Raw genomic sequence first — 13,872 nt, forward strand, 5'->3', positions numbered from 1 at the left:
CTTGAATTTTCCGCGCGATAGAAGAGTAGTGGCCGCCCCTTTCGCCCTTCTCGCCCCGATCAAAGCTCTTGCTCCAGCAACTGGGCCGGATTGGCGCGATAGGGCTTCAACTCACCCCAGCCCTTGCCATCGACATCGGTTGTCGCTGCGATCTGGCGCTTGAAGCCGTCCACCTTAAGGCGGTCATTGCCGACATTCAGACCACCGGCCTTGAGCCAATCGCGCACGACATAGAGCGGACGCTCCCGCTTTGTGTTCTGCGCCAGCCACGCCCCAACATCGTGATCGACCAGCACAACCGGCTGTCCCGTCGCGACGGATAGCTCCCGCGCGGCGGCGGCCAAGCTCAACACCATCCGCTCTTCCGGGGCGCGGCTGTCTTCGATCAATTGATCCTTCCGCCCCGTCTCCGGTGCGACCTCGCCAGGCCCCACATTGCCGTGCCGGGCAACGAAGGTTTCGGCCCAATGCCGGATAATCCCGAAGCCGCCGCCATCGAGCCAATCGTGAAGCCGTTGCCAGAACTCAGGTGACTGCGCCGTCTCAGTCACCGCCGGAATCAGAAACCGCCGATCCGACGCCTCAATCTTGAGGGCGACGGTGGCATTTGAACAAAGGACGAAGTGCGCCTTGTTGTTGATGCTGTAACCGGGAACGAACTTCTCATTCGCCTGCAAGGTGTCGTCGGTCACGAAGGATTTGATCTTGTTGTAAGCGGTCCAAGCCGTCCCTTCATAAATCTCGTTGACGAACACCAATCGCTTACGAACGATCCACCCGTTGAACTGCGATTCAACTACATCCTTGGCGGAAGGCACGCTGCAATTATGCTCGCCGACAAGTCGCCGCAATATTTCGCAGAGCGTCGTCTTGCCGACGCCTTGCAACCCGGAAGCGAGCAGCAGCCCATACCTCATGCGGATGCCAGGGCAGGCGATCAAGGTCGCCACCCACCGCTTCACCTGCCAGCGGTCAGTGTCGTCGGGAAACAGATGCTGTAAAAATTGTTCGAAGAGTGCGACCTCGCCCGCTACGGCCCGAATGCGCGGCGGCATGTAGAGGTTGACCGACCGCACCCCGTCCACTGTGATAACCCGGCTGGCTTCTCCCGGCTCATACGCCAGTGCCGGGACGGTCGCTTCGTAACCCTGCTTCTTGAATAGATCGGAGAGGCGCTGCACGTCGCTGAACGGGCGCGTCAGCGTGTTGAACTCATCTTCCGACCAGAGCCGGGTCGGGTTGTTTCGGTCCACGAACATCGTCTTGCCGCCGACGATGACCATGATCCATTGTGCGATGAACTCCGGTCGCAGGGAAATCGGCGCTGTGGGCGGGCGGCCACGACCGGTAGCGGCGGGCGGTTGCCCCACGCGTGTTGCGAAGGTTGCCGGGGTTACGCAGTCGGCGAAGGTTGGCCCGGAGTATCGGCCCTTCCTGAACATCTTATCCGGGAAGGCGTCGGCCAAATCGAAGCCAAGTGGAAATCGCGCGTCGAACCGCACCGCCTCGATGGTCATCGAATATTGCCGGAGCGACTTCGCGATCTTGGGCACGGCGGCTTCGCCGGGCGCGTCACGGTCGGCGACGATGTAGAGTTTGGTCACGCCGGACTTCCCCAGCAGAGGCCAATCTGTCCGGTGCGGACTGAGCGCACCGCCGATCCAGCCGATGTGGGCACCGTGTTGAAGAAGTGCGCCCCACGGATGCGCCGCCAGCGCCGCCTTGTCCTCCGGCGTCATGGCAGCAGCCAACCGCCGCATCGCCCGCGCCGCCTTCGCCCCTTCGTGAAGGAACACCGTCACATGGTCTTTGAGTTGATCCAGCCCCCAGGGCGGCAAGTCGCCTTCCGGCTCCATCTTCCGCCAATGGCCATCGGTCCAGTAGGTCCACGGGACATAGGCTTTGCCGCTGCTGGTTTCCCGCCGGACCTGCAACATGGTTATGTTGCCGTCGCTGTCCCGGAACTCAAACACCGCTTCCTTCGGCGCGTCAGCAATCTCCGGCGGGGCGTTGCGGATCGTCGCGCATGGCTTGACCTCCGGCCATTTCGCAACGACGGCTTCCATCTTGATCGCGTGACGCTCGGCATCGGTCGGCTCGAAATCAGCCGCGTTTTCGCCGTCGGCAGGTGCTACGGCGACGTTTCCATCCGGGGACAGGCGAATGACTGCCCGGTCGCGGAGATAGCGCCCTTCACGCTCCCGGACGGCTGCCGTCCGCATTGAGCGGACTTCCCCGCCAATCCGCCGGAGATATGCCCAAACTGCGGGCAGGTCGGAGAGGTCGGAGAGGTCGGCAATCATGCCGCCGCGCCCATCTTCTCCCGGATAAGGGCTTCCATATCGGCCAGCCGCCAGCCGAATACCTTCGGACTGAAGCTGACACGCGGTGGCAATTCGCCGCGCGCTTCCATCTCGCGCAGTGTCTTGCGCGTGGTGCCGAGCATCGCCGCGACTTCAATCGGGCGGAGCAGAACATGATTGGTGAGCGACTGCACCCGTGCGCGGGCCAGCTCCATTTGTTCGACATGTTGGGCCTTGCGGGCTTCCCAGTCGGCGAGGGCATCACCCTCGCGGTGCTTTCGAGCAGGCATACATCATCACCCAGTCAACACCGATCACTCGGTGAGGTTGTCAGGATGATGCCGCCTAGAAAACGCCGACATCGTTCTTGTCCGAATGCTTACGCATCCGAACGCAACCTTTATGCCGCGCTATAAAGACGAAGTAAAGTCCTATATTTTACTCAGGACGTCACTTCAATTCAACCGGTGATGAAGAATTTTTCTTTTTCTTTTATTCATACCAATAAAGTGAAATATCATCGCGCATTAAGTCGCAAATTTTTCTTTTTCTTTCGTGCAAAATCCCCCTCTTCCGCCGATATGGAGGATCACTCCACCGTCTCCATGCTTACTTCGTCCGTTTCATCTTCCGGGCTTTCGATCAGCGGCGGTTCGGAGGCGTCGCCGTAAATGGCCGTCTCGAATGCGCGCCATGCGTCGCGCCGCGTGGTCAGTGCTTTGCCGCGACGGGCGGCGGCGGCGGTTTGCGAGGTGGTTAGATCGGCAACCAGCGCGGTTTGAACGGCGAGGTCGGTTGGCAGAGGGAAGGTCAAACCGAGGAGGACGGGCTTTGTGACATTTTTCATCATGCCGGATTCGGTCGAAAACTCGCCCAAAATCTGCCGCCTGACGTGATCGGTTCTGAGAACTTGGGCAAGAAAGCGAAGGTCCACTGGTTCGCTTGCAAAGGGGATCACTCGAAAAATCTTGTCACAGACCATTAGCCGCGGCTGGGTTGCATCCACATAGCAGCACCGCCCCACCAACGAAGCCGCACCACTGGCGCGGGCAATCAGCACGTCGCCCGCCTTAACCTCCAAGTTCGCTCTGGGCGTAAGCTGAGGCGGTAGCGCCTTATTCTCGCTTGCTTTGAACGTGCCTGAGGAAACGGCACTGACCTTCAACACCCCCCACTCCTCACCATCGGCGGGGCGCGTCAGGCATTGCGGACTCCAGCCGTTCTCAAGATCGGCGATCACGTCCTCAAGCGCGACGATGGGATAAGGGCTAGGTGGCGGCTCGGTGCCGGTGACGCGGCGAAGCACGGCTTCATGGCTCCACCGGGCAAGATCGGAAAAGCGCCCGACAAACAACGGGCGATCCGGCAGCGGCGGCGGTGCCACGATGCCCAGCGCCGCTTCGAAAGCGCGCAGCCCATCGGTTTCGAGTTCCGCCGCCTCCGCCTCAAGCGCCGCTGCCTGCCCCAGCGCCTCGTGATAGGCAGCGACCAGCGCACGTTGATCGTCAATGCCGGGGCACGGCACGCGCAGCGAGCGAAATCCTTCAGGTGTCACCCGCTTTCGACCGCTGGTGCCGCTCGCCTTCTGGCGAAGGTCCGCGATGAAGTGGCCGGTTCGAAGGACCATCTTAAGATAGTCCGCATCCAGCGCGTCCGGATCGGGAGTGTGGATTGGATATTCTGCGGTGACGACAGCGGTGCCGATACTTTCGGGAATGACACCAATCGCGCCTAGCCTGGCGTCGATCTTGGAAAACACAATGTCGCCGGGATGCCCGACAAACATTGCGCCTTGGAACGGCTGCGGTCGATCACGGACGGAGATTTCACCGGTCAAGTGAACGGTGATCGGCTTGTGGTCGCCGAATTTCTCTGCCGTGGTCGTCTCCATGCGCGGAGTTGCCAAGTCTCCGATAGAGGCCAGCGGATATACGCTCGCCTGTGCCGTCAGAGCCTCATGCACAGCCCAACTGTCTAACTCCCCCCACTGCCGAATCAGGCAGCGAGGGGCACCTGAAAATCCGGCAGTTCCTCCGCCTTCGCCCCGGCGTCCACCCAGGCATGGAACGCGCGCCATGCTTCGAGCACCTGCGGCAACTCGTTGGGCACATTCTCGCCAGTGTCGCCGGTTGAGCTAATTCCTACTGTCTTGGGAGCGGCGAGGAACACCGGATAGTCGAACGCGGCGCGCACATGCGTCCACAGCGCGGCAGTATGATCGGCGTCGATCGTTTTCAACTTCCGGGCCAGCCCGCGCGCGGCCTCGTTGGCCGCCGCCTTCGCTGTCGCATTGTCCGTCCATGCGTCCTTGAGCACCGTCCGCGCGGCGCGGAGCTTCTTGGTGTCCGTGCCTTCCTTGCGCCAGCGGATCGGCTCAACGCGCGACGGCGTGGCCATGCGGGGGTATGGCGGCGCAACCCCTGCGCGCCAGCCCGGCCCTACCTGTTCCTCGCCAAGCGCGGCGAGTTCGGCGAGCGCCTGCGCGATACCCGCATCATCGCCCGTCAGGATCGTATCGCGCGCCGCGGCGCAGGCCGCATCACGTTCGGCGGCATAAGTGGCGTCCAGCGCGGCATGGGCGGCTTCCCAAGCCGCTTCCCATTCCGCTTCTTCCTCCGCAACAAAGCGCCGCAGCGTCACGATGGAGCATTTGACCGTCGCCTTGCTGGAACGGAAGGTTTCGTCCGGCAAGCTCACCACGGCGAGCAGCTTCGCCCGGCCCTCGCACCAGCGGCGCAGCCAGTTAAGCGACGGGTTGTTGAGATTGCCGTCGGGCAGAACGATGTTGAGCAGTCCGCCGGGCTTGAGCAGGTTTAGGCACCGCTCGACAAAGATGACCTCCGTATCGCGGTTGGCCTTGTCCCGCCCGATCTCGAACAAGTCGAGCACAGGCGTCCGTCCCTCTTGCGCCTTGAGCAAGCGGGCGTGGTTCTCTTCCCACACCTCGCCGTAGCGGTCGCGATGCTTCTTGATGAGATCATCGTCGGTGGTGATCTGCGTTTCGTCACTGTCGCCAAGGCGCTGGTCGCGTCCCACTGTGGAGCCGAAAGGCGGGTTGGTGACGATCAGGTCGAACCTGTCCGGGTAAATGCCGTTCACATCGACAAGGCCGTCGTGGTGGTGAATGCCGCCATGCCCGTCGCCGTGCATAATCATGTTCATCTTCGCGGTGCGCGCCGCGCGCGGCTCCGCATCGGTGCCGAAGATACAACCCCATGCGAGGCGACCCAGCCGCGTATCGACCGGCTTGTTGTCGTCGGTGGAGGGCAGCAGTTCCTTGTTGATCTCCATGAAGGCGGCTTCGATGGCGTCGGCTTCCGCGTCGGCGTCAAACCCCTGCGCTTCGATCTCAGCGCGCCTGGCGTCCTTCTGCGTCTGGAGGTCGGCTTCAATGTCGTTGCGGACGTGTTCGAAGGCGCGGATCAGGAAGCCGCCGGAGCCTGCCGCCGGATCGCAGACAAGCTGCCCTTCGCGCGGGTTGAGCATTTCGACCATGAAATCCACGACGGGCCGGGGCGTGAAGAACTGGCCCAACTCGCCGCGAAAGGTCGCGCCAAGGAACTTTTCAAAGGCAATGCCCTTGATGTCGTCGCCAGTCTTTGCGAGGTCGAAGGCTTGTAGCGCTTAACAATGCGCCGGAAGGTTGCTTCCGAAATGTCGAGCGTATCTTTTTCTGTAAAGAGATTGTCGGCTCGGTAGAAGTTTTTTGTTTCGTCGAAGAGCGCTTGATGGATCGTCATATTGGTCAATATGCGATACTTCTTGTAGCTATCCAGATATTCAGTCGTGAAGGTGCCGTGGAGGCCGGATCGCTCCACAAACATCTTGATGAACAGCACTTTGGAGATGGCGTCGAACGCTGCGGTCGGGTCTTTTTTATGAACGTCGCGGATGATGTCATGGCTGGTTTGCAACAGGCGCGTGAACTCGGTGCGGTTGAAGGCGCGCTGCGCCTCTTTGATTTCCTTGATGATTTTCGCGTCGCCCCAATCCGACGCAGCCGGAATGCGCGCTACCGATTTGAACTGTCCGGGCGCGGCGGGCACGACTTCGAAAGGCTCCGTGAAGCGGCGGTTATGGGCAACGAAAAACTCCGCGCCCATCGAGCGCGCATAGCTTTCGCCCTGATAGTAATCCTTGAGATTGAGGCTGACGCTTTCCGCCTTGCACTCGACCACGATCTTGGGCGAAGCCGCGTTGGCTTTGTCGTCCGCCGATCCCCAAACGACAATATCGGCGCGCACGGACTTGGTGCCCGATTGCGTCCGCAATTCCTGCCCCATTTGGGCGAGGTCATAGCCCAGTTTCAGATGAAGGTGGCGGACGAACTCTTGCCGCACTTCCTCTTCCGGCTTGCTCGTTAACTCGCGCCACTCGTGCTTCAACGGCACCCAAACGAGGGTGCCGGAGCGGTGAAGCCCTTCAGCGGGAAAGGGCGTGACGGGTGCAGCGGGTTTTTTGGCCATGAGGCAGTCTCTATCGGAAGCGGTCGTACATTTCAGCCTGAAAGGCGTGCGGGTAGCCTATGCGCGACGATTCGGCAGTTGAAGCACTACGGCTTCGTGCTCCACGCCATCGACAATGGTCAGCAGCTTCCTATTCCACCAGTCCATAAGTTCCCGCTTCCGCAGCCGATAGCGGCGCTGAATGTCCCCGTGGTCATACCGCTGCGTTACGCCTGCCGTGATTTCGTGATTGACCGTCGCTTGCAGCACATCGAGCGGTGCGGACCATGTGATCTCACCCGCCGCGTTCTCTTCGCCGTCGCGACAACGGGTGATGAAGGTGTGGCGGAGGTCGTGGATACGCCACGGGGTGAGCGGCGTCGCTTCGATCTTGGCGAGCGCATCTGCCTTAAGCTGGCGCGTCTCAGGCCGCAGCGCGCCTCCCGCGCGGATCGCTCGCCACTCCGCTTCGCTCAAGTTCGCCAGTTCGCCCCGGACAGCCCGGTCCAGCTTTTCTCGCAGCTTGGTCCAGCCGCTGATCGGCGTGTCGCCAGTTTCCGAAGGGAACACCAAGCCGCTTGTCGAATCCAGAGCCTCATATGCGCTCCGCATCTCGCGCAAAATCGCCATCGCAGGCTCCGCAAGCGGCACTTCGTGAGCACCCGCCCGGTTCTTCACCCGGTCAGCGGGCACGATCAACAACTGCCGATCCCAATCGACCTCATCCCAGCGCAGCGCGGCAATCTCTGTCCGGCGCTGGCCGGTCAGCATCAGCAACCGGATAACCGCGCCGAACGCTGAACCTTGACGAGCCGCCGCGTGCCACACGGCGCGCAACTCGTCATCGGACAGCGCACGAACTTCCTTCACCGGCGCTTGCCGGTTTGTCATGCCGCCGGTGGGCGGTGCGCCGTGAAACAGGCCGCGCGACTGCGCGAATTTGAACACGCCGCGCACGTTTTTCAGCGTGGCATCAACGGGCCCGGCTTCCTTCTCGATATGGGCAAGCAGGCGGGCAATCATCGTGGGCGTCACGTCCGCCAACGGCGTATCGCCCAGCGTCGGCAGAACCAAGCGATTGAGCAGGCTTTCGCGACCGATGGCGGTGCCTGGCGTGACCGCGCGCTTGCGTCCGCCGATCAACTTGCCCGCTCTCATCGCGGCGACGTATTCCTCGGTGACGGTGCGGAAGGATCGCGCGCGGCGGCTGGCGGCTTCGTGCTCCGCCGCTGCTCGGGCTTCCGCCGCCTTGGCTTCCGGGTCGATCCCTTGCTCAGCCAAGGCCATCACTTCGCGGGCCGCCGTCCGTGCTGCAGCGACGGGCATTGCCGGGTAGCGACCGACTACCATCTTGCGGCGCTGGCTGCGTTTGCCGCCTGCATCGGGAAGGCGGAAGATGACCACCCAAGACTTCGTGCCGTTTGGTGTGATCCAAAGGAACAGCCCAGGCTCCGTGTCCGACACCTCAGTCCGACCAGTCGGCGGGCGACGGTAGCGCTCCACTGCGGCTTCTGTCAGGTGCGTCTAGCCATGCCTGTTTCCCTTCGATCCGCCCGCTAGGGGTCTTTTAGGGGCCTTTGCGTCCGTTCTTGGGCGGTTCGACCCGTTCGTCTCCGTTCTCCTTCTCGCTTGAATTCTGGAAAAAACAAAGCCGAAATAGCAACTTGTCAGTGCTTTTCGTTTGCCTGAGGTTGCCTGCGTTCGTTACCAGCCTTGCCCTCCGAAGGCAGAGGCCACTGGTTCGAATCCAGTCGGGTGCGCCAATTACCCATGAAAGTACGAACCTTGTCGTCGGCGGGCATATCGCCTGCGGCGGCGAGTTCGAGCGCGCGGTTGGGGCCGCGGATGATGATCCGCTTGCGGCTCATCACGACCTCGCCAACGAAGGCGCGGACATAGCGGCGGCGAACCTGCATATCGTCGGTATCGCGCAGCTTCGTGCGCATCGCGGCGGCGAACCGCTCGACCTTCTCCGGCGTGATTCGGCCGCCCCTGGCGCCGATCTGGCGCTCGAGCGCGGCCATCTCCTCGCCGATCGACGACAGCCGCAGTTTGAGCGTCGCCAGCCGCTCCTTGAGGAAAGGATCGTCGGGCGTGGTTGCGCCACTCTCGACCATCATGAACAGCGCACGGATCGAGGCGTTGACCTCGGTTTCCTCGGTGCGCAGCACAGCGAGCCGCTTCCGACGGTCGGCGTCGGCGACGTCGGAGGCATCGAGCATCTCACCGAGCAGCGCCTTGAGCCGCCCGGGCTGGAACAGGCGGTGTTCCAGCGCGGAGACAACGGCATCGTCAACCTGATCCATCGGCACGTTGTTGCCGCCACAGGACAGGTCGCCCTTCTTCCGGCGGTTCGAGCAGGCGTAATAGCGATAGCGTCCGCCCTTGCCGGTCATCAGCATCATCGTCGACGTGCAGCCGTTGCAGCCACAGCGACCGAGCCCGGACAGCAGCACCGGCGACGTGTGCGAGCGGGGTGCTGTGATGTGCGGATTGCGCGCCTTGAGGCGCTGCTGCACGGCTTGGAAGCTCTCCTCGCTCAGGATTGCCGGAACGCGAACCTCGATCCACTGGTCGCGCGGACGGACCTTGCCGGTGCGGCTGTCGCGACAGCCGTAATAATGCCGGCCGGCATAGGTCTCGCGGGTCAGGATCGCGTAGATCAAGCCGGTGTGAAAATGCTGGCTGCGGTGGGTGTAGCCGCGCTCGCGCAGCCACTTTACCATGCTGCCGATGCCGAGCGGCTCGCTCGTGCCGTCGCCTTCGAGGTACAGGCGGAAGATCAACTCGACCAGCGGTAGCTCTGCCGGATCGATCTCCAGCTTCTTCTTGTCCTTCTTGCCGCGCCGCTCGGCGACATAGGTGCGATAGCCGAGCGGCGGTGCGGAGCCGTTGTGAAACCCCGCCTCGGCGTTGGCGCTCATCACCACCTTGACCTGCTCGGCGTTGATCTCGCTGGACGCCGCATCGAGCGAGGTGAAGATGCTGCGGATCAGCCGGGCGTGCGGGCCTTCGCCGACGTCCTGCGTCGCCGAGATCAGCTTGACCCCGGCCTTCTCGAGCTTGCGGCGATAGCCTTCGCATTCATATTCGTCGCGGAAGAACCGCGAGAAGTTGTAGACGAAGACCGCGTCATAGCGCTGTGGCCGGGCGCAAGCATCCGCGATCATGCGCTGAAGCGCCGGGCGGCGGTCGGTCATGCCGGACTTGCCCGCTTCGATATAGGTCTCGACGATCTCGTATCCGCGCTCGGCCGCGCTGCGTGCAATCCCGGTTTCCTGCTCGTTGAGCGAGGTTTCGTGCTCGGCCTGCCGCTTGGTGCTGACCCGCACATAGGCGCAGGCGCGCAAGGGTATCGGGTCAGTCATCGGCAAGGATCCTCGCGAGGTCGTCGGCCAGCAGGGCCATCAGCCATTGTGACTCACCGGGCAGCAGAGCGAAAGAGTCCGCGAGAGCGTCGACGACCTCGAATTGCGGCCCACTTACGCCAGCGGCACGAGGCGAGCGGTACCGGCGCGAATCGCCGGCACCGGACACCCCGCGCCGATCGCCGGATGAGGGCGTGCCCACGGCCTATGCCTCCGCCGCGCCTCCTTTCAGCCCTGCTGGTCCAAGCCGAAGTGACGGCGGATCTGAACGATGCACGCTTCGGCTGCGGCTTCGCGCTCGTCGAGCGACATAGCCGACGCATCCGGCAAGCGGATGCGATCGATATTGTCGGCGAGACGCTCGTAGGCCGCAACCGGTGCGTCGTCGTCGCCGAAGATCGCCTCGCTCGTGATCGGCACGATCGGTTTCGGCTTGGCGGCGACGGTCGGCGCGACTTCGTCGTCGCCCATCTCCCGCTCGATCTGAAGCGCATCGAACGCCTCGGCGGGCTTGCACCGTTCGCCGTTCACATCGAGATCGATCGCGCGGTCGAGCACCGACTGGAAGTCGTCGCCCATCGCCTTGCGCACCTTGTTGAGTTCGACACCATAGGAGATCGGTGCGCGGTCAGGCTCGTGGAGTATGGCGAAGAGCGCGGGATATGCCGCCTTCATCCCGGCAGCGATCAGCATATTGCTGACTTTCGAGATGGTCAGGCCTGCATACCGCTCGGCGATCGCGGTGCGGCTGATGCCGTTGGTCTGGGTCAGGCTGAGCAGCGCCTGCGCCTTTTCGATCGCGCTCGCGTCGATCGTGCCCAGCGCCGCGTCGCACACCGCGGCGACAGCTTCCTTCTCGTCGCCGTCGAACAGGACGCAGCGGACCTCGATGTCCTCGTTGCCGGCGTTCGCTTCGCGGATGGCCGCCCACAGGAAGCGGCCATCGACGATGGGGTAGACACCATCGACGGCAGGCAGGACGACGATCGGGCGGAGAGTGGCGGGATCGGCGGCGCTCAGCTTCAGCGCCGGCCCGTGTGCCGCCTCCAGCCGCGAGCCGCGTTTCGGGTGGTGCTGCCACTCGCCGAGTTCGGAAAGGCGGAGGACGAACTCTCCATCATGCATAGGGACGGGCTGAAACGCCTCGCCAGCGTCAGGGGCATCTTTCTCGTCGAGAACCCCGTCGGCTGCATCGTCCGGTTCGCCCGCTCCTTGGGGTTCGACGACAGGTTCGCTCGCGATTTCCGGCGCGGCGCCGCTATCCGCCATCGCTGCGTCGCCAGGCTTAGACGAAGCGGTGTAGTCGATGTTTTCGCCCTCGCCGAGGGCGAGGTTTCCATTAGACGGACTCTCGAGAGGCAGTTCGTTCTTGTTGCTTGCGGCCATGACAGGTCTCCCGCGAGCCGCGGCGCTCCATGCTCCACGTATTCGCGGGGAATCCGATCAACCGATTCGCGGGGCGATCCTTCCCGGAGCTATGAACTCAGCCGGCCATCGCGCGGTTCGAGGATCGCAAACGGGCAAGCCAATCATGGCCTTGCTCGACCTGATAGGTCGTCGCTGGACCTTGAGGATAATGTGGGAATTACGCGAGGGCGCGCTAACAGCACGGGCTTTACGCAGTCGTTGCGGCGGTGCTCCCCCAAGCAGCCTGAACGCGCGACTGAACGACCTGAGGCACGCAGGACTGGTGAGACTGGAAAAAGGCTCGGGATACTGCCTGACCGAGCATGGGACCGAGTTAGTCCAGCATTTCATACCACTTTACGCCTTTGCGGAACGCTGGGCAGTTCGTGAAGGGACGGCGCTCGAATTCCTCCAAACGGCGGCTTCCAGGCGTGATTTGAGGCGGCCGGGATGACTGGGTCTGGGTCGTTACGCTCGGGATCGCCAAGTGCGCCACGGCTGCACAATGAGGGTAGCCGTTAACCTTTTTTCCCTAATCTGCGGCGATGTTCGCGTCCCACCTTTTTCGGCATTCTCGCCGACATCTCGTGCACATAGGCCTGCTTGGCATGTCCTATTTTGTCGCGGCCAGCCTGACAGTTGCCTACACGCGTTTCGACGGTGGCGTAGCGTTCATCTGGGGCGCGACCGCTATCCTACTTGCCGATCTCGTCGTGCGTCCGCGAAGCGAGTGGCCGCTGCCTCTGGCTATGTGCTTCGTTGCCGGGGGCGCGGCAACCGCGTGCTTCGGTTTGGGTATCGTCGCATCCCTCCCGTTCGCAGTCGTGAATGTTGCAGAGGCCGCTTTGGGCGCATTGCTGCTGCGGCGTTTTGTCTCGCACTGCTGCCATTTCGAGTCGCTGCCTGAGATCATCGCGTTCTTCGCCATCGTCGGCTTAGCGGTGCCTTCGCTACTTGGAGGAGCCGCTGGTCTGATCGTCCATGTGATCACCAGTGGCCCGATTCTGTCCAATTGGCTGCACTTCGCGACAGGTCACGCGTTGGGCGCGGTCACCTTCACCCCGCTGCTGATGCTCGCCAGAGGCGGTGACGTGGCGGGCTGGACTCGCAAAGCCCGACCGGCTGACGGGATGGAGGCCGTCATTCTCGCGCTCCTGGTCGGGTCCGCCACCTTGATCGTGTTCTCGCAAACATGGCTCCCGCTGCTCTTCCTGCCCTTTCTGCCGATGATGGTCGCGGTGTTCCGGCTCGGTCGGCTTGGTGCCGCGGCGTCGATCGTCATCCTCACCGTTCTTGCCATTGCCGCGACGCTGGATGGCACCGGGCCGATCGGACTCATCGCCGGAGACGACGGCCTCAAAGCACAGTTCTTGCAGTTTTACCTAACGGTCGCGGTGCTGACGATCTTGCCGGCAGCAGCGGAGCTACGCCGGCGCAAGCAGCTCTTCAACTCGCTTCAGGAAGCGTCGGCACTTTCGCGCCTCATCCTCGACCGGACCGGCGACATCATCATGCGCTTGGATGTCGATGGGACGATTCGGTATGTTTCACCTTCTCTTCTTGCGATTGCCGGCTACCGGCCGGAAGATATGTTGGGTCAGCTCCCCCACACGATGATCCACGAGGAGGACGTTCCCGAGGTGGTTCGGGTTCATCGCTTGGCACTCGCTGCCCCCAACGACACGTTCATCGTGGAATACCGCGCCCGGCGCGGCGATGGCAGCCTTGGTTGGTTCGAGACACACACCCGCGCAACCATCGATGAACAAGGCACGCCCACCGGTGTGGTGAGCATCCTGCGTGAAATCACTCGTCGCAAGGAACTCGAAAACGCGTTGACCAAGGATAGCTTGACTGACCCGCTTACGTCGCTCGCAAACCGGCGAGCGTTCGATCTCGCACTCGACCGGCAGATTGCGTTCACCGACAAGGAGCAGCGCGCCGGCTGCTTGGCAATGTTCGATCTCGACCACTTCAAATCGGTTAATGATCGCTTCGGTCACGTATCAGGCGATGCGGTCCTGCGCGCATTTTCGAACCTTCTCCAATCCACGCTGCGAACATCGGACCTGGTGGCGCGATATGGCGGCGAGGAATTTGTCGCAATCCTGGACGGGGCAACCGTCGAGCAGGCGGAGCTGGTATGTGAACGAGTTCGCGCGAACTTTGCAGCTGCCGCCTGCAGAGCCGAGGATGGGAGAGTTATCCGCGCGACGGTCAGTGTCGGCATCGCCTCGATTACGCCCGGCACAACGGCGGATCAGCTTCTCAGGATCGCCGACCAGGCTCTGTACGATGCCAAGGCGAACGGCCGGAACAGGTTGGTGTTGGCGGCATAGGGACTTGTTC

At 62.6% G+C, this 13,872-nt stretch carries 10 protein-coding genes; 2 read left to right on the forward strand and 8 right to left on the reverse strand.

The window, feature by feature from the left end; genetic code table 11:
- Positions 1-59 precede the first annotated feature (59 nt).
- The 8 genes from ON00_RS07605 to ON00_RS07635 form a co-directional block, all read right to left on the reverse strand.
- Complete coding sequence (locus ON00_RS07605) at positions 60-2,303, reverse strand: primase-helicase family protein (protein WP_010404592.1); 2,244 nt, start codon at positions 2,301-2,303, stop codon at positions 60-62.
- Positions 2,300-2,518, reverse strand: a complete 219-nt coding sequence (locus ON00_RS07610; RefSeq protein ID WP_010404594.1) for a helix-turn-helix transcriptional regulator — start codon at positions 2,516-2,518, stop codon at positions 2,300-2,302. Before ON00_RS07610 ends, ON00_RS07605 begins: the two co-directional genes overlap by 4 nt.
- Before the next feature lie 374 nt (positions 2,519-2,892).
- A complete protein-coding gene (locus ON00_RS19805; protein ID WP_010404598.1) occupies positions 2,893-4,194 on the reverse strand; it encodes a restriction endonuclease subunit S domain-containing protein in 1,302 nt (433 codons plus the stop codon).
- A 104-nt stretch (positions 4,195-4,298) separates the two neighbouring features.
- Positions 4,299-5,837: an HsdM family class I SAM-dependent methyltransferase gene (locus ON00_RS21025; RefSeq protein ID WP_245535546.1), complete on the reverse strand. Its 1,539-nt coding sequence runs from the start codon at positions 5,835-5,837 to the stop codon at positions 4,299-4,301.
- Positions 5,726-6,769 (reverse strand): type I restriction enzyme HsdR N-terminal domain-containing protein, encoded by a 1,044-nt coding sequence (locus ON00_RS21030; protein WP_211207114.1) that lies wholly within the window; start codon positions 6,767-6,769, stop codon positions 5,726-5,728. The genes ON00_RS21025 and ON00_RS21030 overlap by 112 nt, the downstream gene beginning before the upstream one ends.
- 57 nt (positions 6,770-6,826) lie before the next feature.
- The gene (locus ON00_RS07625) at positions 6,827-8,266 is read right to left on the reverse strand and encodes a tyrosine-type recombinase/integrase (RefSeq protein WP_281048003.1); all 1,440 of its coding nucleotides are present in this window, start codon (positions 8,264-8,266) and stop codon (positions 6,827-6,829) included.
- A 149-nt stretch (positions 8,267-8,415) separates the two neighbouring features.
- Entirely contained in the window at positions 8,416-10,116 is a 1,701-nt protein-coding gene (locus ON00_RS07630; RefSeq protein ID WP_010404603.1) for a recombinase family protein, read from the reverse strand.
- A gap of 228 nt (positions 10,117-10,344) precedes the next feature.
- On the reverse strand, positions 10,345-11,502 hold the full coding sequence (locus ON00_RS07635) for a chromosome partitioning protein ParB (protein WP_010404607.1): 1,158 nt from the start codon (positions 11,500-11,502) through the stop codon (positions 10,345-10,347).
- A 145-nt stretch (positions 11,503-11,647) separates the two neighbouring features.
- On the opposite strand from ON00_RS07635, the gene ON00_RS21400 reads away from it, so the two are divergent.
- Positions 11,648-11,977 (forward strand): winged helix-turn-helix transcriptional regulator, encoded by a 330-nt coding sequence (locus tag ON00_RS21400; protein ID WP_211207115.1) that lies wholly within the window; start codon positions 11,648-11,650, stop codon positions 11,975-11,977.
- Positions 11,978-12,131: 154 nt separating this feature from the next.
- Positions 12,132-13,862, forward strand: coding sequence for a sensor domain-containing diguanylate cyclase (locus ON00_RS07640; RefSeq protein ID WP_010404611.1), 1,731 nt, complete (start codon positions 12,132-12,134; stop codon positions 13,860-13,862).
- Positions 13,863-13,872 lie beyond the last annotated feature (10 nt).

This window comes from Sphingomonas echinoides ATCC 14820 (assembly GCF_000241465.1).
In the GTDB taxonomy this organism is placed as follows: Bacteria; Pseudomonadota; Alphaproteobacteria; order Sphingomonadales; family Sphingomonadaceae; genus Sphingomonas; species Sphingomonas echinoides.